The 21,726-nt window shown below is 53.0% G+C and carries 17 protein-coding genes and 1 riboswitch; of the genes, 5 read left to right on the top strand and 12 right to left on the bottom strand.

The window, feature by feature from the left end:
* The first annotated feature begins 267 nt into the window (after positions 1 to 267).
* Positions 268 to 1,110 (top strand): polysaccharide deacetylase family protein, encoded by an 843-nt coding sequence (locus FHS19_RS12785; protein ID WP_183582186.1) that lies wholly within the window; start codon positions 268 to 270, stop codon positions 1,108 to 1,110.
* Positions 1,111 to 1,179: 69 nt separating this feature from the next.
* Here FHS19_RS12785 and FHS19_RS12780 read toward each other — a convergent pair whose 3' ends face one another.
* From FHS19_RS12780 to FHS19_RS12765, 4 genes are all read right to left on the bottom strand, one after another.
* Positions 1,180 to 1,839, bottom strand: coding sequence for a 3D domain-containing protein (locus tag FHS19_RS12780; protein WP_183582185.1), 660 nt, complete (start codon positions 1,837 to 1,839; stop codon positions 1,180 to 1,182).
* A gap of 3 nt (positions 1,840 to 1,842) precedes the next feature.
* A riboswitch (cyclic di-AMP (ydaO/yuaA leader) is annotated at positions 1,843 to 1,996 on the bottom strand.
* Between the two features lie 236 nt (positions 1,997 to 2,232).
* On the bottom strand, positions 2,233 to 2,955 hold the full coding sequence (locus tag FHS19_RS12775) for an amino acid ABC transporter ATP-binding protein (RefSeq protein ID WP_183582184.1): 723 nt from the start codon (positions 2,953 to 2,955) through the stop codon (positions 2,233 to 2,235).
* Entirely contained in the window at positions 2,942 to 3,601 is a 660-nt protein-coding gene (locus tag FHS19_RS12770; protein WP_183582183.1) for an amino acid ABC transporter permease, read from the bottom strand. The genes FHS19_RS12775 and FHS19_RS12770 overlap by 14 nt, the downstream gene beginning before the upstream one ends.
* A 164-nt stretch (positions 3,602 to 3,765) precedes the next feature.
* Positions 3,766 to 4,575, bottom strand: coding sequence for a transporter substrate-binding domain-containing protein (locus tag FHS19_RS12765; protein ID WP_183582182.1), 810 nt, complete (start codon positions 4,573 to 4,575; stop codon positions 3,766 to 3,768).
* Between the two features lie 467 nt (positions 4,576 to 5,042).
* On the opposite strand from FHS19_RS12765, the gene FHS19_RS12760 reads away from it, so the two are divergent.
* Positions 5,043 to 6,791 (top strand): alpha-glycosidase, encoded by a 1,749-nt coding sequence (locus FHS19_RS12760; protein WP_183582181.1) that lies wholly within the window; start codon positions 5,043 to 5,045, stop codon positions 6,789 to 6,791.
* 109 nt (positions 6,792 to 6,900) lie between these two features.
* On the opposite strand, the gene glgA is transcribed toward FHS19_RS12760, so the two are convergent.
* Positions 6,901 to 8,331 (bottom strand): glycogen synthase GlgA, encoded by a 1,431-nt coding sequence (gene glgA / locus FHS19_RS12755; RefSeq protein WP_183582180.1) that lies wholly within the window; start codon positions 8,329 to 8,331, stop codon positions 6,901 to 6,903.
* 12 nt (positions 8,332 to 8,343) lie between these two features.
* Complete coding sequence (gene glgB, locus FHS19_RS12750) at positions 8,344 to 10,449, bottom strand: 1,4-alpha-glucan branching protein GlgB (RefSeq protein WP_183582938.1); 2,106 nt, start codon at positions 10,447 to 10,449, stop codon at positions 8,344 to 8,346.
* Between the two features lie 196 nt (positions 10,450 to 10,645).
* Here glgB and FHS19_RS12745 point away from each other — a divergent pair, with 196 nt between their 5' ends.
* Positions 10,646 to 11,866 carry a glucose-1-phosphate adenylyltransferase gene (locus FHS19_RS12745; protein WP_183582179.1) on the top strand — a complete coding sequence of 407 codons (1,221 nt, stop codon included), beginning with the start codon at positions 10,646 to 10,648 and terminating at the stop codon, positions 11,864 to 11,866.
* 71 nt (positions 11,867 to 11,937) lie between these two features.
* Here FHS19_RS12745 and FHS19_RS12740 read toward each other — a convergent pair whose 3' ends face one another.
* From FHS19_RS12740 to FHS19_RS12720, 5 genes are all read right to left on the bottom strand, one after another.
* The gene (locus FHS19_RS12740; RefSeq protein ID WP_183582178.1) at positions 11,938 to 13,386 is read right to left on the bottom strand and encodes a sensor histidine kinase; all 1,449 of its coding nucleotides are present in this window, start codon (positions 13,384 to 13,386) and stop codon (positions 11,938 to 11,940) included.
* Complete coding sequence (locus FHS19_RS12735) at positions 13,383 to 14,081, bottom strand: response regulator transcription factor (RefSeq protein ID WP_183582177.1); 699 nt, start codon at positions 14,079 to 14,081, stop codon at positions 13,383 to 13,385. Before FHS19_RS12735 ends, FHS19_RS12740 begins: the two co-directional genes overlap by 4 nt.
* Positions 14,074 to 15,405, bottom strand: coding sequence for an FG-GAP repeat protein (locus FHS19_RS12730; RefSeq protein WP_183582176.1), 1,332 nt, complete (start codon positions 15,403 to 15,405; stop codon positions 14,074 to 14,076). The genes FHS19_RS12735 and FHS19_RS12730 overlap by 8 nt, the downstream gene beginning before the upstream one ends.
* Before the next feature lie 44 nt (positions 15,406 to 15,449).
* The gene (locus tag FHS19_RS12725) at positions 15,450 to 16,175 is read right to left on the bottom strand and encodes a phosphonate ABC transporter ATP-binding protein (protein WP_183582175.1); all 726 of its coding nucleotides are present in this window, start codon (positions 16,173 to 16,175) and stop codon (positions 15,450 to 15,452) included.
* 117 nt (positions 16,176 to 16,292) lie between these two features.
* Positions 16,293 to 17,480 (bottom strand): MFS transporter, encoded by a 1,188-nt coding sequence (locus FHS19_RS12720; RefSeq protein WP_183582174.1) that lies wholly within the window; start codon positions 17,478 to 17,480, stop codon positions 16,293 to 16,295.
* A gap of 121 nt (positions 17,481 to 17,601) precedes the next feature.
* On the opposite strand from FHS19_RS12720, the gene FHS19_RS12715 reads away from it, so the two are divergent.
* On the top strand, positions 17,602 to 18,519 hold the full coding sequence (locus FHS19_RS12715) for an ArsR/SmtB family transcription factor (RefSeq protein WP_183582173.1): 918 nt from the start codon (positions 17,602 to 17,604) through the stop codon (positions 18,517 to 18,519).
* Positions 18,520 to 18,532: 13 nt separating this feature from the next.
* Positions 18,533 to 19,297 carry an HAD family hydrolase gene (locus tag FHS19_RS12710; protein ID WP_183582172.1) on the top strand — a complete coding sequence of 255 codons (765 nt, stop codon included), beginning with the start codon at positions 18,533 to 18,535 and terminating at the stop codon, positions 19,295 to 19,297.
* 71 nt (positions 19,298 to 19,368) lie between these two features.
* On the opposite strand, the gene FHS19_RS12705 is transcribed toward FHS19_RS12710, so the two are convergent.
* A complete protein-coding gene (locus tag FHS19_RS12705) occupies positions 19,369 to 21,630 on the bottom strand; it encodes a type IA DNA topoisomerase (RefSeq protein ID WP_183582171.1) in 2,262 nt (753 codons plus the stop codon).
* Between the last annotated feature and the right edge of the window lie 96 nt (positions 21,631 to 21,726).

Here is a 21,726-nt window from a genome sequence, read left to right as displayed (position 1 = left end):
TGTTTCGTGTCTCCTTTATGTTGTATATCCTTAAGCCTATATGACAACAGGGTTTTATAATTGCGGTGCCGCCGTTCATCGTCCATACCTCGGCGGTTACGGCCAACGTGCAGTGACCGTAAACCATCAGTTCTATTATACACCCTTTGCCGAACGATATGAAAATGCGGCCGTGTCTGATTCAAGCAACATAATTGCCTCAACTTATGGACATAACAAGGATAAATCATACTTCCGTTTGTCCCCAGTGGAAAGGAGTCGAGACGGATGAAAAAGAAGCTGTTATGCAAATTGCTGCCTTTCCTGCTGGTCTTGTTGTTGATCTGGCCATGGCTGGACGGGCGGCCGACTGCCGCCGCTCACGGCAGCGAACCCCCGGGACATCCGCCAAGTTCCGAGCCTGCAAGGGAAACCAGCAGCCGAGAGGCGAAAGAAAAGCGGAAGGAACAGCAGATCCTTACGCTTGGCCAGCTGATCAAAAAATATCCCGAAACGTTCAAAATTCACGGTCCACGCGTCAAAGAGGTGGCCCTGACCTTTGATGACGTACCAGACCCCCGATTTACACCGCAGATTCTGGATGTTCTCAAAGCCCATCATATTAAAGCCACCTTTTTTGTGATGGGAAGCCGGGCGAAGAAGCACCCCGAGCTGGTCGAGCGCATCGTCCGTGAAGGACATGTGATCGGGAACCACTCCTATAATCATCCCGTGTTTCATAAATTGGAGATGGACGAGTATGTAGCCGAGATTAAGCGAACGGAGAACACGCTTTACGGCATCGTCGGCTATAAGCCCAAACTGATCAGGCCGCCGTATGGAGACATCACGGAACGGCAGCTGCGCTGGGCCAAACAGCAGGGCTATAAAATCGTAAACTGGAACGTCGATTCTCTCGATTGGAAAGGAATCGGCAAGGAAGCGGTCAAGCGCAACGTGCTGTCCACCGTTGGGCAGGGCTCGATCATTCTTCAGCATGCTGGTGGCGGAACCACGTCCAATCTCAGCGGCACGATCGATGCCCTTCCGGACATCATCCAGACCTTGAAGAAGAAGGGCTATTCCTTCGTCACACTGCCGAGGTTACTTCACGTTCCAAAAGACAAGTAAAGCGAAGTGTACAAAAAAACCGGCTTTAATAAAAAGCCGGTTTTTCCATGTTGTTATGAGTAGCATTAACTATTTAATGAAGTACAGCTCAACATCCTGGAACCCGAAGGCGCTGACGCTTGCCGGGCTGCCAGGCACGAAAATGTCGATGCGTTTGCCCTTAATCGCGCCGCCGGTGTCCTTTGCTGTCGCTACAAAGGCTTTCTTCGGAAGGCCAGGGAAGCTGTGGCCGGTAACCAGCACTTTCGTTCCCAGCGGGATAATGGAAGGGTCAACTGCGATCGTGCCCAGCTTCAGCGGGTTGCCGAAGTAGTCCACTGCACCCCATTTGCCGTTTTCACTAGCGGCAGAGGAATACGCCGTAGCTCGGACGTCCAGCGTTTTAGAGTAATTAAAGGTTTTACCCCATGCTTCCACAACTTTGTCATCGCCGTTGACGTTCAGGGATGCAGCGGTGATGATGGAGCCGCTGTCCTCTGCGGCAAATGCCTTGGCTGTGCTTGCTCCGGGAACGTTTAATTTTAGGCCAGGGTAAATATTGGTTGCTTCTACATTCGGATTTGCACTCATCAGTTGATTCAAATTAACGCCATATTGTTTAGATAGTGTATAGAAGGTGTCTCCATCCTTCGCTACATGGACCGAGTCCGCAAACGTGGGTACCGCTTGTACCGCCAGAGAAATGCCGATGATGGCTGCAAGTGTCTTGATTCCTTTAAATCTTTTCATGGTTCCTCCTTAAGTCGTGATGCCTGCGAGGTTAGCTGTCGGATTCGGATTGAGGAGACAACCCTACGCCCTATCGGTGCGATTCACCCCAAGCGTACTATGTACACAAATTACATCCCCCGCACTTTACCTTAAAAAGTTTCGGCTCAACAAATATATCACAATTTTGTAACCTGTGCGCATGAAAATGTTACCAATTCGAAACCCTTGAAATATCAAGCTTTATATAGAGTTGTTAGCGGACTTATGCCAGGAACCAATGACTTAATTCCTTTAATAAAAGTTACAACTTTTTCATTCATTTTTACGATTTATTCATTAAAAGGGACAAAAAAGCCCTGAATGAGTAATATTCTCGTCCAGGGCTTTATCGTTTTAGATGATAGGCTCTCATCAAAGAACCTTACTCAGAAAATCTTTCGTGCGGCTGTTTTGCGGGTTGCCGAACACATCCGCAGGTGTCCCCTGCTCGACGATTTGTCCGCCGTCCATAAAGACGATCCGGTCGCCGACCTCCCGGGCAAACCCCATCTCATGCGTCACGATGACCATCGTCATGCCGCCGTCTGCGAGCTTCTTCATAACCTCCAGCACTTCGCCGACCATTTCCGGGTCCAGCGCTGAGGTAGGCTCGTCAAAGAGCATGACGTGAGGCTGCATCGCCAGCGCACGCGCGATAGCGATCCGCTGCTTTTGCCCGCCTGACAGCTGGGACGGATAGGCATCCTTCTTCTCGGATAATCCTACCGTGCGCAGCAGGTCAAGGGCAATCCGTTCCGCCTCGGCCGGCGGCTGCTTTTTCACCTTAACCGGCGCCAGCATGAGGTTCTGCAGCACCGATTTATGCGGGAACAGGTTGAAATGCTGGAACACCATGCCCATTTTTTCGCGTGTGGCATTGATGTTATGGCGTTTGTCCGTTATCGGCTCGCCTTCAAACGTAATCTGTCCCCCTGTCGGGGTTTCGAGCAGATTCAGGCAGCGGAGAAAGGTACTTTTTCCCGAGCCGCTCGGGCCGATCACGACGACCACCTCGCCTTTGGCGATATCGATGTCGATGCCTTTCAGAATCTCCAGCTTGCCGAACGATTTGCGCAGATCCTTAACGCTGATCATCGGTATTCAGCCTCCTTTCGAATGCCCCAAGCAGCTTGGACAGGGTAAACGTCATAATGAAGTAGATGGCCGCAATGACCAGCAGCGGACTGAGATAATCATACGTAATCCCTTGAACGGCCTGAGACTGATACATCAGATCGGCTACGCCGATAAACGATACGATCGATGATTCCTTGATAATCGTAATGAACTCATTGCCGATTGCCGGCAGCACGCTTTTCACCGCCTGAGGGAGCACGATGTACCGCATCGTCATGCTGCGCGTCATTCCCAGGGAACGGGCTGCTTCCGACTGGCCTCGGTCTACTCCCTGAATTCCGGCACGGAACACTTCCGCAAGGTAGGCGGAGCTATTAATGGACAGCGTGATCGCACCGGACTCGATCGGCGTAAGTTTGATCCCAAAGGCCACGAGGCCGTAGTGAATAATAAACAGCTGAACAACCATCGGTGTGCCGCGGAGTATTTCCACCCACACCGACCCGATCAGCCGCGGCAGCCAAAAGCGGGACATCCGCATCAAAGATATAATAATGCCCAGCACGAAGCCGCAGATGACGCCGATGGCCGCCAGAAGCAGTGTATACTGAATACCTGTCGCAAAATACGTCCGGTAATCCCAAAAAACGGAGAACATATTCATAAGATCCAATAACCTCCTTTGTCATCCCTGCCTGTCTCATCCTTCCCCTGTATACAACAGATCGAGACGTATTAAAAAAGAGTATCCATCATTGAACAGAAAAAATAGCGAATTCGCTTCGCTATTTTATCCGATGTATAAAATGAGAAAAGACAGCTTAACCTTTATTTCTGTGCAGCCAAATCGCTCGCTTCGGCTACGAACTGCTCAATCTTGTTTTCGGATTTAAGACGGTCCAGCGTTTTGTTGATTTGATCGACAAGTTCGGTGTTGCCTTTTTTGATCCCGATCGCGTAGCCGTCTTCCTTATAATCAGGGACCGCATCCGCTATCACCAGACCTTTAACGTTCTTGATGTATGCTTCGGCAACCGGCTTCTCCATAATGGAGGCATCCACGCGGCTCGAATTCAGCTGCAGGACGATGTCGGAAATTTTGTTCAGACCGGTGATCTTCGCCCCCGGAATCGTCTTGGCGATGTCCTCCTGGATGGAACCCTTCTGAATGCCGAGCGAAGCTCCTTCCAAAGCTTTCATCGTGCTGTATTTGTCTTTGTCAGCCTCTCTGACGACGACGGCCTGCTCTGCCTTATAGTAATTGTTCGAAAAATCGATTTGTTTCTTGCGTTCCTCGCTTGGTGTAAGGCCCGAAATGACAAAATCGACGCGGCCGCTGGACAGCTCGCCGAGAAGCGCATCAAAGCTCATGTCCTTCACTTCAAGCTGCGCCCCCATGTCTTTGGCGATTTCCTTGGCGATTTCGATATCAAACCCGACAATTTGGTCCTTGCCGTTCACCATTTTATGAAATTCGTACGGCGGGAAGTCCGCGCTTGTTCCAAGCACGATCGTTTTGCCGCTGGCCGGCTGTTCGCCCGCTGCCGTGCCGCCCTCAGCCGAAGGTTTGCTTCCGCATCCGGCAAGCAGGGAGCCTGCCAGCAGAATGCATGCCGTTAGAATACCCCATTTTTTCATATCTATCTCTCCTGTCCGTTTTCAATGATACTTATTGTTGTTCAAAGGCATGATCCGTATCCGGCCTACCCCGAAAAACCACGGTTCTAATCATACAATAAAAATGCATGATTATGCAATGACATTTTCATACAGTGGTCAATACATTTTAAAATAGCCAGAATCATGCGGATTATGGCTCTTTAATTCCATTTATTCCTAGTTCTATTGTTCCTTTTAGTCACCTCCCCATCTTTTTCGGAATACATATGTATTTGCCGTTTCAAAACCTGCTTCAACCTAATATCGATGCATAAATCGCTTCAAAAACCTGCACCCTTGAAAGAAAAGCTTCTTATGATGTAATTACACCATAAGGAGACTCCTAAGCAAAAAATTCACCGAAACGCCAGAATACGGCGGCAGCCATGGTTCATCATTCCGGGAATGAGGTATTAATTAGCTAGATATTTAGTGGAGGTGTAGTCATGCTGCTGGAAGCTTTATACCATGTCCCCCGGGACAAATGGGCCTATGCATACGATCCGAAGACGATACATCTGCGTGTCCGCACCAAACGCAATGACGTGGATACGGTGGTGGCGATGACCGGAGACAAATACGACTGGGATTCGACCTACTTTGAAATTACGATGGAAAAAGCCGCGACCGACGAAATGTTCGATTATTGGGAAGCCGCCGTGCTGCCTAAATACAAGCGCCTGAGCTATGCCTTCCGGGTCACTTCCGGCAAGGAAACGATTTATATGCTCGACAACGGGCTGTACCGTCATTGTCCGGCGCCTACGGGCGGCTATTACGAATTTTCTTACATACATGAGATCGACGTATTTAAGGTGCCGGATTGGGCAAAGGATGCTATTTTTTACCAAATTATGCCTGAACGTTTTGCCAACGGGGATCCAAGCAATGATCCGAAAAGCACACAGCCCTGGGGGGGACAGCCGACAACGGACAATTTCTTCGGCGGCGACCTGCAGGGCGTCCTGGATCATTTGGACGATCTCATCGATCTGGGCATCAATGCGATATATTTCACACCATTGTTCAAGTCGCCGTCGAACCATAAATATGACATCGTCGATTATAAGCAGGTTGACCCGCATTTTGGGGACAACGAGCTGCTCAAGCAGGTTGTTGAAGCCTGTCACAGCAAAGGGATCCGAGTCATGCTCGATGCCGTGTTCAACCACTGCAGCGAACAGTTTCCACCGTTCCAGGACGTCCTGAAACATGGGGAAAAGTCCAAATATGCCGACTGGTTTCATATCAACCAGTTTCCGGCCCGGGTTGAGAACGGGATCGCCACGTATGACACGTTCGGCTTCTTCGGTAATATGCCGAAATTCAACACGGCCAACCCCGAGGTCAAGCAGTATTTGCTGGACGTTGCCGAGTACTGGATCAAGGAAATCAAGCTGGATGGCTGGAGGCTGGACGTGGCGAACGAGGTCGATCACCATTTTTGGCGGGACTTCCGTATGGTCGTCAAAAACGCCAATCCGGATGCTTATATTGTCGGAGAAGTGTGGAGCGATTCCCTGGCCTGGCTGGTGGGCGACCAGTTCGACTCTGTCATGAACTACCCTTTTGCCGACAAGGTGCTGGAGTTTTTCAACGGTGGGATGGACGGACTGACGTTCGCCAACAAAATGGGCACCATTCTGATGCGCTATCCGCAGCAGACGAACGAGGTGGTGTTCAACATGCTGTGCAGCCATGACACACCGCGCCTCTTGACGCGCGTCGGCAACGACAAGCGCCGGATGAAGCTGGCGGTCGTCTTCCTGTTCACGTTCATGGGGACGCCATGTATCTTCTACGGCGATGAGGTGGGCCTCACCGGCGGCGGCGATCCGGACTGCCGTAAATGCATGGAGTGGGATCCGAAGAAGCAGGACCGCGAGCTGTACGATTTTTACAAGCTGCTCATCGATCTGCGCAAAAAAAACAAAGCGCTTCGCGAAGGCCGCTTCCGCTTTTTGAAGGCGGAACCGGGCAATCCCAACATCATTTACGAGCGCATGGACAGCCGGGTTCATTTCACCATCTGGATGAACAACACCGACAAGCCGCAGGTGCTGTCCCACCCGATGGTTACGAACGACTGGAAGGACGCCTTGTCGGGCGACAAGGTTCCTACCCAGAACGGAACGATGAACGTCAGTCTGGACCCTTACGGGTACCGGATTTTGTACCGAAATCTCACCAAATAAATCGCCTTCTAACAAAAAGCCTTCCGGAGTTCCGGAAGGCTTTTTTCAATGGATTCACAGCAGCCCGTTGTTATTATCTTGGAGCCGGCTTGAATCAGCACCCGTTTGCTCAAACGGTCACACGCTCGTAAATGTCCATGTATTCCTTGGCGGACATGTTCCAGCTGTAATCCCCGGCAAGGGCGTTCTTGACGATTCTGCTCCAATGCTCCGGCTGTTGGTAAAACGCCGCCGCGCGGCGGATCGTATGCATCATATCGTGGGCGTTGAATGCCGTAAAACTGAAGCCGTTGCCCTCGCCGGTGAACTCGTTGTAAGACTGCACTGTGTCGTTTAGCCCCCCGGTCTCGCGAACGATCGGGATGCTGCCGTACCGCAGCGCCAGCAGCTGACTGATGCCGCATGGCTCGAACTTCGACGGCATGAGGAACATGTCGCTGCCTGCATATATTTTGCGTGACAAGGCGTCGCTGAACGTAATCTGCGCCGACATGTTGTCCGGATGCCTCCCTGCCGCTTCGCGGAACCAATGCTCGTAGGCGGAATCACCCGTGCCGAGCAAGACGAACTGGAAGTCGTCGTAATCCAGCATTTCGTCCAGCACCCGCGTCACGAGGTCCAGTCCCTTGGACTCCACCAGCCGGGTCACCATCGCGATGAGCGGCACGTCCGGGTTAACCGGCAAACCGAGCTCCTCCTGGAGCCCCGCCTTATTCTCCTTCTTTTTCGCCAGGTTCGTCCGGTATTTTACGTAAAGGCTCGCATCGCTTGCAGGATTATAGCTCTTCGTATCCACTCCATTCACGATCCCGCTTAGCCGGTCACCGAGCGAATACAGCAGCCCTTCCAGTCCGTATCCGTAGTGCGCCGTCTGAATTTCCCTGGCGTAGGTCGGGCTCACCGTCGTCACGTGATCGGCGTAGACGATCCCGCCTTTCATAAAGTTAACGTTCCCGTAAAACTCAAGGCCTTCAGGCGTAAAATAATGGTGTCCCAGTTCAAGCAGTTCGCCAAGTACCTCGTAAGGATATATTCCTTGGTACAGCAAATTATGTATCGTAAACACGGTACGGATGTGCTGGTAGTACTCGTTGTGGCGATAGTGCGCCTGCAGCAATACCGGTATGAGTGCCGTATGCCAGTCATGGCAGTGCAGCACGTCCGGCTCGGAGCCGATCAGCGGAAGCACCTCAAGCACAGCCCGGTTGAAAAAGGCGAAGCGTTCGCCGTCGTCCATGTATCCGTAAACGCCGTCCCGTCCGAAATAGTATTCGTTATCGAGAAAATATACCGGAATGCCGTCGTACACGAGCTTTTCGATGCCGCAGTATTGATTTCTCCAGCCGACCGGCACTTTTATTTCCGTGAGATGCTGCATTTCATCCTTAAATTGTTGTGGTATCCCTTTATATTTGGGCAAAATGACCTGCACGTCCGCTCCGCTTCGCTTAAGCGCTTTGGGCAGGGCGCCGATCACGTCGGCTAGTCCCCCTGTTTTGATAAACGGTGTCGATTCCGCTGCTGCAAATATGACTTTCATCTCTCCTGCCTCCTATTCGTTGATCCGCGGGCCGTCTTCCGTCACCGGTTTCCTCCCGGCGCCTCTGCCCGTTCTTTTCTTTGTCTCTGCAATAGGCTTATCTATCTTTTCCTGGGCTTTAGATGCCGACACCCGGGTGGTTTCACCGGACTTGCCGGACTTTGCCGAAACACTTGGCTTGCTTTGCTTGCTCGGTATGCCCGGGACCGCCTTTTTCGTGCGGGGCTGCTCCCTTTTATATATCAGCATACTGAGCGGCGGCAGCGTTAATTCCAGACTGCACGTTTGTTCATGCCAAGGGATCTTCTCCGTATGCACGGGTTCGGCGCTAAACTCGTCGCTTCCGCCATATCTGGAATCCTCGCTGAAGAACACAGGCACATACGTGCCGGCTTTGGCAATTCCGATCCGGTAATGCTCACGCCGCACCGGTTGAAAATTAATAATGACGACAAGCGTGTCACCGGCCTTTTTTCCTTTTCTGAGGTACGAAATGACGCTTTGTGTGTTGTCGTGCGGCGTGATCCATTGATACCCTTCAAGCTCATGATCCCGCTCCCAAAGCGCCGGTTCGTTTAAATACAGCCGGTTTAATTCTGCGGTATACCGCTGCATGCCGCGGTGGCTCTCGTAATCCAGCAGCAGCCAGTCGAGCTGCTCCTGGTCCTTCCATTCGATAAACTGGCCGAACTCCCCGCCCATAAACAACAGCTTCTTTCCGGGATGAGTCATTTGGTATCCAAGAAGCAGCCGAAGGCCGGCGAACTTCTGCCCGTAATCTCCAGGCATCTTGCTGAGCAGCGATTTTTTGCCGTGGACGACTTCATCATGGGATAAAGGCAGGGCATAGTTCTCAGAATAAGCATAGGCAATCGGGAACGTCAGCAGGTGATGCCGCCCGGGCCGCCGGTCAAACGGCGTTTCCACATAATCCAGCGTGTCGTTCATCCAGCCCATGTTCCATTTGTAATTAAAGCCCAGGCCGCCTTCATGTACGGGTGCGGTAACCCCGGGCCAGGCGCTGGATTCTTCGGCCATCATCAGCGTATTTGGGAAATAGTTGAACACAACAGTGTTCAACTGCTGAAGAAAAGCAATCGCCTCGGTGTTCTCGAGACCGCCATTCTCGTTGCGCTGGAACTGTCCTTCCTGCTTTTCGAAATCGAGCCGCAGCATGCTGGTGACCGCGTCGACCCGAAGCCCGTCTATGTGGAACACGTCCAGCCAGAACATTGCGTTGGAGATCAGGAACGAGCGCACCTCCGGTTTGCCGAAGTCGAAGCTGAGCGTGCCCCAGCCGGGTTTTTCAGCCTTATAGGCATCGCTGTATTCAAACAGCGGCGTCCCGTCAAACCGGCGGAGCCCGTGGGCGTCCTTGGCGAAATGGGATGGCACCCAGTCCAGGATGACGCCGATATCGGCCTGGTGCAGGGCATCGACCAAGTACATAAAGTCATGAGGTGACCCGTAGCGGCTCGTTACAGCAAAATAGCCGGTTCCCTGATATCCCCAAGATAAATCGTATGGATGCTCCGCGAGCGGCATAAACTCGACATGGGTATAATGCATTTCCTTCAAATAGGGAATAAGGAGATCGGCCATTTCCCGGTATGTATAAAAGGTTCCGTCCTCCTTCTGCCGCCACGTGCCGAAATGGATCTCGTATATATTCAGCGGCTTGCGGTAAGGTGCTTTTCTCTTTCTTCGCCAGGGGCCGTCTTTCCATACATATCCCGCTAGATCCGTGACAACCGAAGCGGTGGCTGGGCGAAGCTCCGCCTGAAACGCATAAGGATCGGCTTTCAGGAACCTTTCTCCGTCAGGTCCGGTCATGTCATATTTGTAAAAAGTACCTGAACGGATTCCGGGAAAAAAGCGAGTCCAAAAACCTGAATCGGGTATCTTATATAACGAATCCTTTTCTCCGTTCCAGTTGTTCCAGTCTGCCGCCAGGCCCACGGCTTGGGCATGGGGCGCCCAGACGGTGAACCGGACGCCTTCCTCGCCTTCTTCCACAGCAGGATGAGCGCCCAACGTCCTGTGACTGTGATAGGAGGTCCCTTCATGAAACAAATAGATGTCTTCCGCGGACAGCGGCTGACCCGGCGCCTTATTCATGTTCTCCAAATGATCACCTGCTTTAGGAATATAGTGCATGTAAACCATTACCCCATTGTAGCCAAAATGAAAATAAAAATGACCGCTGAAAAATAAAATTGTAATTTTTCAGAGATATTTCAATATACTCGTTTCAGATGGGCGATAGTCGTTTATTTATGTACTACATTGACAATTTTGAATGGGAGGAAACGACATGAAGAGAAAAGAATGCATCGCCATGTTGCTTGCCGGAGGTGAAGGGCGCAGATTATCACCTCTGACATCGAAACTGGCAAAGCCCGCTGTTCCGTTCGGCGGCCGTTACCGTATTATCGATTTTCCTCTCAGTAACTGCGTAAACTCAGGCATTGACACCATCGGTGTGCTGACGCAGTACGAGGCTGAATCGCTTCATCTGCATATCGGGGAAGGCGAACCATGGGGCCTCCAAAAAAATGGAGAGGACGGAATTACCCTGCTGCCTTCTTACAACACAGGATCTTCTGAATATTTGGGAACTGCTGATGCCATTTATAAAAATATCGAATATATTGACCGTCACCAGCCGGAGCATGTACTGGTTTTGTCCGGTGACCATATTTACCACATGGATTATAAACAAATGCTTCAATTTCACCAAAAGAACGGCGCCAAAGCCACCATCTCTGTCATGGAGGTGCCTTGGGAAGAAGCCAGCCGTTTCGGGGTCATGAGCGTGGACGAATCGCTGCGCATCTCGGACTTTGCCGAGAAACCGGCCGAACCCGAAAGCAACCTGGCTTCCATGGGCATCTATTTGTTTGAATGGGAGTACCTCCGCAGACATTTGATGGAGGACGCTGCGAATGACGCATCCAGCCATGATTTCGGTAAGGATATCATTCCGAAGATGCTGGCGGATCAGGATGAACTGTTCGCGTATCGCTTCGATGGATATTGGCGAGATGTCGGCACCGTCGCCAGCCTCTGGGAAGCACACATGGATCTCTTGTCCGAAGAGCTGGACTGGAAGCTGCACAACAGCGAGTGGCCAATGTATACCCGTCCATGGCGTACGAAGCTCGGATCGACCCGGAACCGCAGCGTGATGGCGACCAACTGTCTGATCTCAGAAACGTGCACGATGGACGGCACGGCGCAACAATCCGTCATGTTCTGCGGCGTCGAAGTCGGCAAAATGTCCGAAATCAAGGACAGCGTCGTGATGCCAAACGTCCGGATCGGACGCAATGTGCTGATCGAGCACGCCATTATTGGCGAAGGAGCGATCATTAAAGACGGAGCCGTCATTAAAGGAACGCCGGGACAGGTAACGGTAGTCGGCCCTTACGAAACCGTTATGCCGAAACCAAGCATTCGTACCCAGCCTTCCCGACTCCTGCAGGATGTATACGAAAAAACCGGACGCCTGCGTGCCGAAGGCTTATCCTCTTAATACTATATGTGCGAATATACAAAGAGCGAACCCCTTTTTTCCGGGGGTTCGCTCTTTGATGTGTATGGACTTCATGAAAGTTTCTCGTCTGCGGGAGGCAGCTCGGCAACGCCGTCCGCTTGAGCGGTATTCTCCGGCAGCCGGGGCAGGGACACGACGATCGTCGTTCCCTCCCCCAAAGTGCTCTGAATGAGCAAAATGCCTTTATGAAGCTCAACCAGCTGCTGGGAGATGGCAAGCCCAAGCCCGGTGCCGCCGTTGAGCGGATCCACCTGAAAGAACCGGTCGCGCACTTTTACCAAGTGATCCTCGCTGATCCCGATTCCCGTATCCCTCACTTCGGTAACGACATTGTCGCCTTCGAAGTACACAACGAGATCGATTGCCGAATGCTCATGCGAAAATTTGATCGCATTGTCCACCAGGTTCAGGAATACCTGCTTCAAGCGGTTCGCGTCCCCGGCCACGAGCGGTCGATCCTCGGACTTCAGCCGGAGCTCGATTTGCCTGCTCTCCGCCTTCGTCCACAGGTTCAGCATGATTTCCTGAAGCAGCTCTTTGATGTCGACCCGGCCGATCGCAATCTTCATCTCATTCTGCTGCAGCTTGGAGAAGTCGAGGATTTCTTCGACCAGGCCGATCAGGCGCTCGGTCTCCTTCGTAATGATCTCCATGCCAATTCGGGTCTCCTCGGGATCGTAGCCCCCCGAATTAATCGTTTCGCTCCACCCTTTAATACTCGTCAGCGGCGTCCGCAGCTCGTGCGAAATCGAGGAAATGAAATCGTCCTTCACCTGATTGCTCCGGACGATCTCCTGGGCCATGTAGTTCAGCGTGGATGCCAGCTCGCCAAGCTCGTACTTGTAGTCGCCCTTGATCCGCTGGTTGAACTTGCCGCGGGCCATCTCGGCGGACACGGCCGTAATCGTGTTCAGCGGCTGTACGATCGAGTTGGCCAGACCCATGCTGAATACGAGCACGATGGCAAGTACAGCCGCTCCTACGCCCGTAGCCAGCATGGTTAGATTGAACAATTTGTCGTTGACCGTTTCCAGTGAGGTGACGTAACGGACGATGTAGCCATCCTGCCCGCTGTTCTGCTCCATCTTCGACACGGCCATGACATTCTCGCCGGTGCTGGCCTGACGCCCGACCCAACGTCCGACGTTGCCGGACAGCGCCTGGGAAATATCAGCCGTTTTGACGGACATGTCGGGCTGGAATTCCGAAGAGTTGATCAGCACGTTCCCCTGGGTATCCAGAATTTGCACGTTGGCCGAGTTCAGATCATAGTAGGTCAGCATGGAAGCTAGGTCGCGGTTCCCGTCGAGTCCCGGGTTGATCCGCTGGTAATAATAATCCTCTACATTATCGATATGGTTTTTAATATGACTATAAATGCTGTCATAGTAGTACGTTCGTATCGCTAATAAAAAAATGACTTCCGCCAGCAGAAGCGCCGAGAACACTACGATAAAGTAGTGCAGGACGATCTGCCTGCGTATGCCTTTCTTGATCATTGTCCCTGACCCTTCCATTTATAACCGTGGCCCCAAACGGTCTGCAAATATTCGGGGTCCGACGGATTCTCCTCGATTTTTTGGCGGAGACGGCGGATGTTCACGTCCACGATCTTAGGATCGCCCATATATTCTTTGCCCCATACATGATCGAGCAGTACGTCCCTGCTGAGAGGCGTGTTTTCTTTTTCGAGGAAAAATTGGATCAGCGAAAATTCCGTTGGCGTCAATTCGATCGCATGCCCGTTCTTCTTGAACTGCTTGGAAATCAGGTCCAGGCTGAACGGGCCGGAGTGGAAGCTGACCTTCGCCGTCGTTTCGCGGTGAACATTCACCCGGCGCAGCAGCGATTGAATCCGCGCAATTAATTCGGTCGGACTGAACGGCTTGCTCACATGGTCGTCGGCGCCGACGGACAGTGCGTACACCTTGTCCTGCTCCTGCACTTTCGCGGTCAAAAAGATAATGCCGATCCGTTCATTCGTTTCCCGGATGCGGCGGCATACCTCAAAACCGTCGATCCCCGGAACCATGACGTCCAGCAGCGCGATATCGATATCGGGATTGGACGTCAGTTTATCAAGCGCCTCGTTCCCGTTTGCCGCCTCCAGCACATCAAAGCCGTTGCGTTTCAGGTTGATCACAATAAAACTGCGGATGGAATCCTCGTCTTCCAAAATTAAAACTTTACTCACTGATCTTTTCCTTCCTTTCAATCGGGGGTACCTCGTTCTTCAGCTGCTTCCGGCTGTTATCGATATCAAAGTCCCCGTATTTCTTGTAGCCGATCACCTTGTCGTTGGTCCGGTACAGGTACTTCCATTCATCATGCTGTTTATCCCACTCGGCCAGGGTGAAAAATTTGATCTCGGCCACCGTTTTGCCGGTATCGACCATCAGGAAGCGCAAATACTGGTTCTTGATGGACTTGGTGTCCACCGTCACCTTGTTATGCCACTCCGGCGGGAAGAAGCCCAGCTCGAAGCCGTTCTGTAAATCACGATATTGCTCGGCGACGAATTTTAGTCCTTGTTTGCCGTCCCACTGCGAATACACGAAGAAGTTCGGAATTTCATCCGGCTTGAAATAGTTCCAGCCGATCGGCGGTTCCACGCTGCCGATTTCGATGATCCCGTCGTTGTTCACGTCGCCGCTCTTGACCGGCAGATCCTTGAAGGTGGTGTCCTGATTACCCCCGAACACGGACTTCAGCTTCCCGTCCTCCATCACGATGATGCTGGAATAGGAGGCGTCTCCCCCGCCGATCGAGGTGTCGATCACAATGCCTTCCTTGGCTTTACCTTCTGGATCCTTATAGACGTTACCTGCGACAATATTGTAATAATTCGAAACGTACGGATCCATATCCAGCTTGTCAATTTCGACATAACTGCCCTCTTCATACTGGTATGTGGCCACAAACGCTTGATCATTCTGCTTCAGGCTAATAATCGTCAGGTCGTTCTTTTTGTCACCATTCAGGTCCATAATGACGAAATTGGTGTAATCCTGCATCAGGTCTTTCTTGATGCTGCCCTCCGTGTACGTATAGACGTACAAACGGTTCACAGGGTTTTCGTCCCTTCTGGAATACCCGGCGATAATATCCGGTTTGCCGTCATTGTTCAGGTCTTTGAACTGAAGGGATTCCAGCACCCTTCCTTCTCCGTCAAAGGAAGTCTGCTTCGTCCAGGTCCCCTTCACCAGCTTGAAAATCATGCAGTGGATGACCACCTGCTGATCCGGCGTTTCGTAAAATACGACCGCTTCGTTGACCTTATCACCGTCCAGATCGATGAAATGGATCAGGTTCGTATCGGTTTCTTCCCTTGAGCGGATGAGATCGGCTCCATCGGGAAGCTGAGCGTGAATGATCGAGCTCAGTGTCTCTTTATCCGCGGACAGCATCGGCGTCTTCATCAAGCTGACCGGGTCGCTGATGAACGTACAGCCGCCCAGCACAAACATCAGCAGGACCGCAGCCGCAGCACGTATCCAGTTTGTTTTCAAAAATTGCATTGCATCACTCTTTTCTATACCAAGCCCACAAGCAGGCGCAAAGTCTAAATCATATTCTTTTCCCTCATCGTCAGACGGCGGCCGCGGATGTCGAATGCGACTTCGCCACCGGACAACCCGACGATACGGGTGGCAAATTTCTCGGCAAGCTCGATCGGAAGCACGGAAATGACGGTGACGCGCTCCTCCTCGCACAGATTTTTCAGCGTTTCGATCACGCTTTCCGCCGATTTCGGATCCAGTCCGACCACCGGCTCATCGGCGAGAATAACCTTGGCCCCATGAACCAAAGCCCTTGCAATGGCTATGCGCTGCTTTTCACCGCCGCTCAGCGTGCCGGCCTTCATACGGGCTTTATCCAAAAGACCCATTTGCTCGATGACGTCCATCGCGCCCATATAATCGTCCGAACGCACCATCCCCGTCACCATGCGCCAAAGCGGCGTCTGGCTGGCTTGGCCGATCAGCACGTTCTTCAGGCCCGTCCGGTTCGGATAGAGCTGCGGATTCTGCTCTAAGTATGCCCATTCGCGTCTAATTTTTCGTTTTCCGCCGAGAGGTTCCTTCAGCACATCCTGGCCGTCGATGACAAACGTCCCTCCGTCCCATTTTTCCTTCAGCGCCAGGCACCGCAGCAGCATGCTCTTGCCGCTTCCACTGGCACCGACGACGGCGATGAGCTCGCCCTTCTGGATATCAAGGGATACCCCTTTGAGTATCGGAATTCTGTCCACACCGACTGACTTGGTTAAATGCTGAATTCGTATCATGACATTTCTCCTCTTGTCCTGTGATCTCTATCTCTTCTTGGCTTAGAACAATACGTTTCTATTATATCGATTATATAGAGTTTTCGCACATTATTGAACCTTTTGGGCAAAACTATTCTATAGCGGCTCCTGGCTGCGTCCAGCCGAAGTCCGAAAGGCGGTGCCGACGGCGCCGAATAAGGCGAAAGCAAAGCCCATCACGATGAATACGCCACCGTTCCACCCATACTGCATCAAGGTCCCCCCAATGTTCGGGCCGGCGATGCTGCCTATATTAAAATGAAAGGATGCGATGACATTCGCCGCGGGAAGCAGCGCCTTCGGGAGAATATCCGCCGCATAGGCCAGGCCGAGCGAGAAAAACGAGCCGACCATGCCCCCTGCCAGGCACAGGAGCAGAACGAGCCCGGCTGTCGCCGTTCCTGCCAGCGGCACGGCCATAAAGGCGGCGCCGCCGATCAGGCCGCAGGCGATGAGCACGTTCTTGCGGCCCACGCGGTCGCTCAGCATGCCGAGCGGCAGCTGCAAAATCAATCCGCCGATGCCGATGAACGGAAGCATGAATGCGATCTGGGACTCGCCCATCCCGGTTCTTAATCCGTAGACCGGAAAATTGCTGTTGATCCCGGCTTCCATATACCCGTACAGCAATGCGGGAAGCAGTGCGTACCAGGCGAGTGCATAGCTTCTGCGGAAACGCCGCGGAGGCTGCGCCTCCCCTTCCGTCCGCTCCGGGCGAAAATCGGGCAGCTTCGCCCGGACCAGCACAAGGACGATCAGCATCAGCACCGCCAGCACGACGAAGGGGACCGCATTTCCGAACCTCAGCAGCTGGATGCCCAGCGGCCCGAAGCTGAAGCCCAGGCCATACGACATGCCGTACAACGAGAGGTTTCGGCCCCGATATTCGGCCGGCGTGACCATCAGCACCCATAATTGGGCAGCATAATGAACGGCGCTGTCGCCGATGCCGACGAGCAGCCTTAGGATAAACCACACCTTTACGTTCGGCACAAGCGGAAACAATATGACGGAAACGAGCACGAGCACAAGGCCGGCGCTCACCAGCTTCTTAAAGCCAAGCGCGCCCAGCGTCCGCTCAGCGACGAGCGTCATGGCGAACGACCCGACATACAGGGCGGCTGCGTTTAATCCGTTAACGGAAGACGATACGCCCATCTGCTCCAGAAATATGGACAGGACCGGCAGCAGCAGCCCCTGGCTGAGCCCTGCCGCAACGATCACGGTGATCAGAATGAGGTAATGAAAAGATAATCCGCGATTCCTGTAGTTCTGTGTTGACAATGAAAATATCCTCCTTGAGTGCAAATCCGTTCAAACTCCCTGAACATTATAGTGGACAACCCTGCTATCAACAAGCCATAATGGAATGAGCGCACAGATTTCATAGGAGGTTATTGGTTTCATGAACTATGAAGTAAAGGTTGACGTTTCACCGATTTACGAGCTGCTCAGCAGCTTTATGGTGTACATTTCGAAGAAATGGATTCGCAACCTCGACATCGGGCCCGAATGGATCGGTGAAGTGAGCGGCAAGCTTCCACCCGAAGTGACTTCCGCCTTAGGCCCGGCCGCAGCTTGGCCATTCGACGATTACGACGTGCTGTATGCCTGGGCGATTCACCGCGCAAACGGCGATACCGTCCGCGCCTTTTTGGATTGCCTGCATGAAACGCCGGCAGAGGTGCTGTACCAAGCCGCCTCCCCGTACCTGCCTTCTTTAACCGTAAAGGAAGCTGAACGAATTCGTGATTCATATACACCGCTGCTCGAGTTATGGTATGAGCATTATTTCAAGCATGAGGAACCCGCCATTATCCCGCTGATCGAAGAGGATGCGGCGGAGAAGCGCATGCTGCTGACCAAGATGGAGCCCCAAAGCCTGGTGGAGTATGCTTCCGGCGGGCTGGTGGTTGAGGACGTTCCCGGGCTGGAGACCATCGTGTTATTCCCGACCGTGCATAATCGCCCGATCAACGCCTACTGCTTTTACCGGAAAATGATGCTGATCCAGTATCCTGTCGACGTTCCTGAAGAACAGGAGGATGAGCCGCCGACCTGCCTGCTGCGCATGACGCATGCGCTGGCTGATCCGAAGCGGCTTCGCCTGCTGCGGTATGCGGCGGAGAAGCCGCGTTCCCTGGACGATATGATGCGGGATCTGAACCAGACCCAGGAGCTGCTAAAGCACCATTTGATGATCCTCCGGGTAGCCGGTCTGCTCCGCATCCATTTGGGTTCCTACAACACCGAGAAATTCAGCATTCGTCCGGACGGAGCGGCGGAACTTCAGATGTTTCTGGAGTCCTACATCCGTCTTTAAGGAGTGACCTAAATTGAAAGCACCAGAACAGCATATTCTGTTCGATCTGGATGACACGCTGATCCACTGCAACAAGTATTTCGGCATCGTCCTCGGGGATTTTTTTGAATGGGTACAAAAATGGTTTGAGCCCCACCAGATTAAGACAGAAGAGATCCGCAGCAAGCAAATCGAAATCGACGTTGCCGCAGTCAGCCAAGCCGGCTTCAGCAGCGGCATCTTCCCTAAATCGCTGATCGAAACATACCGCTTCTTCAGCCGCAAGTTCAACCGCCCTGTCCAGCCCGACGAGGAACAACAGCTGATGGAGCTCGGGCTGAGCGTGTACGAGCAGGAAGTAGAGCCTTACCCGGGCATGGTGGAGACGCTGGAGTCGCTGAAATCACAGGGACATCACCTGTATCTGTATACCGGCGGGGAGACGGCGATACAACAGCGGAAGATTGACCAGATGAAGCTAAGCCAGTATTTTGACGAACGGATCTACATTACGCAGCACAAGAACGAAGCGACTCTGGAGAACATCCTGAAACAGGGAAGCTTCTACCGCCCTTCCACCTGGATGATCGGCAACTCCCTGCGCACCGATGTGATGCCGGCATTATCGGCAGGAATCCACAGCATTTATATCAAGCAGCAGAACGAATGGATTTATAACATGGTGGAGCTGCAGAAGGATCCGGACAGTTCCCTCTACACTGTCACAAGCATCGAGGAAGTTCCCGAAGTCATCCATAGCAAGAGCATCGTTTCTTCCGCGAACACCTTGAGACAGTGAGTTGTGCCGACTCCATAAAATAGGCAAAAAAAAAGAGCGGGCCCGTCGGGGTCCGTTCTTTTTGGTATGATTTATGTCGATCGCTCGATGCTCAGCTTGCCGGAACTTTGATCCTGCAGCACGATCCGCGCTTTATACGGTTCCCCGCTTCCGCTGAAGGACAGCAGCTTCGTACGGCCGGAAGCCAGCAGCGATTTCAGCATGTTGGCACTGATTTTCTTGCCCGAGAACTCCTTCCAGATCACAAAGCCGCAGCCGTCCTTGAAGGCGGTGCAGCCATAACCCTTCTTCCCTTCGATAATCTGGCCGTGGCAGCCCGGCCGCGGACACGGCCCATGCGTCAGCCGTTCCCCCGGCGGGGCAGGGGCGGCGGCAGCAGCGGCGGTCTCCGTACGGGCCGTCCGCGAAGCGGATCCTGTCCCCCGCTTGCCTCTGCCTGTTGCCGACCTTGAGCGAGACTTCCCTCGGCCCTGTTCCTGTTCCGTACCGAAGAGCGAGGATGGTGCCGCCTGCTGGACGCCAACCTTTTCAATGATGGAAACCGTAAACTTGCGAACATTGTCCATAAATTTGACCGAGGCCGCCTCGCCCTTGGAGATTTGATGAAGACGCCGTTCCCACTGCCCGGTCATCTCGGGAGACGTCAGCAGCTCAACGCCTGCCTGGCGAATGAGCTCGACCGCTGTCCGTCCCTTCTGGGTAATCGTGATCTTCTTGCCTTGCATGGCGATATACCCGACCTTCTTCAGCCGTTCGATCGTCGCCGCACGGGTGGCCGGCGTGCCGAGACCGCTGTCCTTCATCGCATCCCGCAGCTCGTCGTTTTCAATCGTCCGGCCCGCGCTTTCCATCGCCTTCAGCAGCGTTCCCTCCGTATAGCTCTTCGGCGGCTGCGTGGCTTTCTCTTTGGCTTCGCTCTTGCCGCATTTCACCGCCTTTTCGGGATCCAGATCGAAAGCCCGGTCATTCCACTCCAGATTTTCTTCCTCTTCCTCCTGCTTTGAGGATTTCGTTTTCTTACCGCCCTTATCGGTGCTCGGCAGCAGCACCTTCCATCCCAGCGACAGCAGCTCCTTCACGTTCGTTTTGAACAAGTCCCCCTCCACCTCGGTCAGGACTGTATGCTGCTTGTATAAGGCGGGCGGATAGAACTGGGACAAAAACCGCAGAATGATCAGGTCGTACAGCTGCTGTTCCTCCTTGCCCAACTGGCCGGGCCGCTTAAGCGTCGGAAGGATGGCATGGTGATCCTCAACCCTCTCCGGATTGCAGATCGCCTTGTTGTTCTTGTGCACCAGGGATGAGTTGGCCCCTTCAGCCTGTTCCTTGTATGAAGTGGATTTCAGCATATGCAGCGCCTTATGCATCCCTTCAATATTTTGCTCATTGACGTAGTTCGAGTTGGTCCTTGGATATGAAATCACCTTATGCCGTTCATACAAAGCCTGCGCGATGTCCAGCGTCTTCTTGGCGGAGAAGCCGAACTTGGCATTCGCGTCCCGCTGCAGCAGCGTCAGATCATACAGCTTAAAAGGATACTCCTTCGTATCTTTGACTTCGTATTTAGCGATTTTGCCTTCCTTTCCTTTAACTCTTGCGGCAATCGCCTCGGCCTTCTCCTTGGAGGTCAGCCGGTCCCCCTGCCACGTTCCCGTGTACTCCAGCGCCTCTTGGCGAAAATGAGCCTTGACCTCGTAATACGTCAGCGACTCAAACGACTCGATTTCCTTTTGCCGGTCATAAATGAGCGCCAGCACGGGCGTCTGAACCCGCCCGACGGACAGCAGTGTATTATGCTTGGTCGTAAACGCCCGGGTCGCGTTCATGCCGATAAGCCAGTCCGCCTCGCTGCGGGCCCTGGCGGCCTGCGTCAAATTTTCGAATTCCTCGGCGGCGCGCAGCTCTCTGAAGCCCTGGGCGATACTCTCCGCGGTCAGATCCGAGATCCATAGCCGCCGGACGGGCTGCTTCAGCTTCAGCTGCTGCTGAATCAGCGCAAAGATGTACTGCCCCTCCCGTCCCGCATCGCAGGCATTGACGATCCGGTCGCAGCGTTTTGCCAGCTCCCCGATCGTTTTCAGCTGGTCTTTCGTTTTATAATGCGGTACGATTTTGAATTGATCGGGCATGATCGGCAGATCACGAAAGTTCCATTTCTTGTACCGGTCATCATAAGCGTCCGGCTCTGCCAGACCGACGAGATGTCCGATGGCCCAGGTAATGATATACTGCTCCCCCTCCAGATAGGAACGGGCATTCTTCGCCCTCGGTTCAATAACCGCAGCAATGTTGCGCCCCATATCCGGTTTTTCTGCTATGACTAGAGTTTTCAACAAGCATTCGCTCCCCGCATGGAAAAAGGCCGAGAAAAGCTGCTCCCGGCCGGTTTATTCATGGATAACTTCCACGTTCTGATAGAATTGACTCTA

The organism is Paenibacillus rhizosphaerae, from assembly GCF_014192015.1.
Classification (GTDB): domain Bacteria; phylum Bacillota; class Bacilli; order Paenibacillales; family Paenibacillaceae; genus Paenibacillus_AQ; species Paenibacillus_AQ rhizosphaerae.
Note: the sequence above shows the minus strand (reverse complement) of the source record. Positions and strands in the feature narration are given on the sequence as shown.

Coding starts and splice junctions, on each gene's coding strand:
- FHS19_RS12785 (WP_183582186.1), top strand. CDS start 268: ATGAAAAAGAAGCTGTTATGCAAATTGCTGCCTTTCCTGCTGGTCTTG.
- FHS19_RS12780 (WP_183582185.1), bottom strand. CDS start 1,839: ATGAAAAGATTTAAAGGAATCAAGACACTTGCAGCCATCATCGGCATT.
- FHS19_RS12775 (WP_183582184.1), bottom strand. CDS start 2,955: ATGATCAGCGTTAAGGATCTGCGCAAATCGTTCGGCAAGCTGGAGATT.
- FHS19_RS12770 (WP_183582183.1), bottom strand. CDS start 3,601: ATGAATATGTTCTCCGTTTTTTGGGATTACCGGACGTATTTTGCGACA.
- FHS19_RS12765 (WP_183582182.1), bottom strand. CDS start 4,575: ATGAAAAAATGGGGTATTCTAACGGCATGCATTCTGCTGGCAGGCTCC.
- FHS19_RS12760 (WP_183582181.1), top strand. CDS start 5,043: ATGCTGCTGGAAGCTTTATACCATGTCCCCCGGGACAAATGGGCCTAT.
- glgA (WP_183582180.1), bottom strand. CDS start 8,331: ATGAAAGTCATATTTGCAGCAGCGGAATCGACACCGTTTATCAAAACA.
- glgB (WP_183582938.1), bottom strand. CDS start 10,449: ATGAATAAGGCGCCGGGTCAGCCGCTGTCCGCGGAAGACATCTATTTG.
- FHS19_RS12745 (WP_183582179.1), top strand. CDS start 10,646: ATGAAGAGAAAAGAATGCATCGCCATGTTGCTTGCCGGAGGTGAAGGG.
- FHS19_RS12740 (WP_183582178.1), bottom strand. CDS start 13,386: ATGATCAAGAAAGGCATACGCAGGCAGATCGTCCTGCACTACTTTATC.
- FHS19_RS12730 (WP_183582176.1), bottom strand. CDS start 15,405: ATGCAATTTTTGAAAACAAACTGGATACGTGCTGCGGCTGCGGTCCTG.
- FHS19_RS12725 (WP_183582175.1), bottom strand. CDS start 16,175: ATGATACGAATTCAGCATTTAACCAAGTCAGTCGGTGTGGACAGAATT.
- FHS19_RS12715 (WP_183582173.1), top strand. CDS start 17,602: ATGAACTATGAAGTAAAGGTTGACGTTTCACCGATTTACGAGCTGCTC.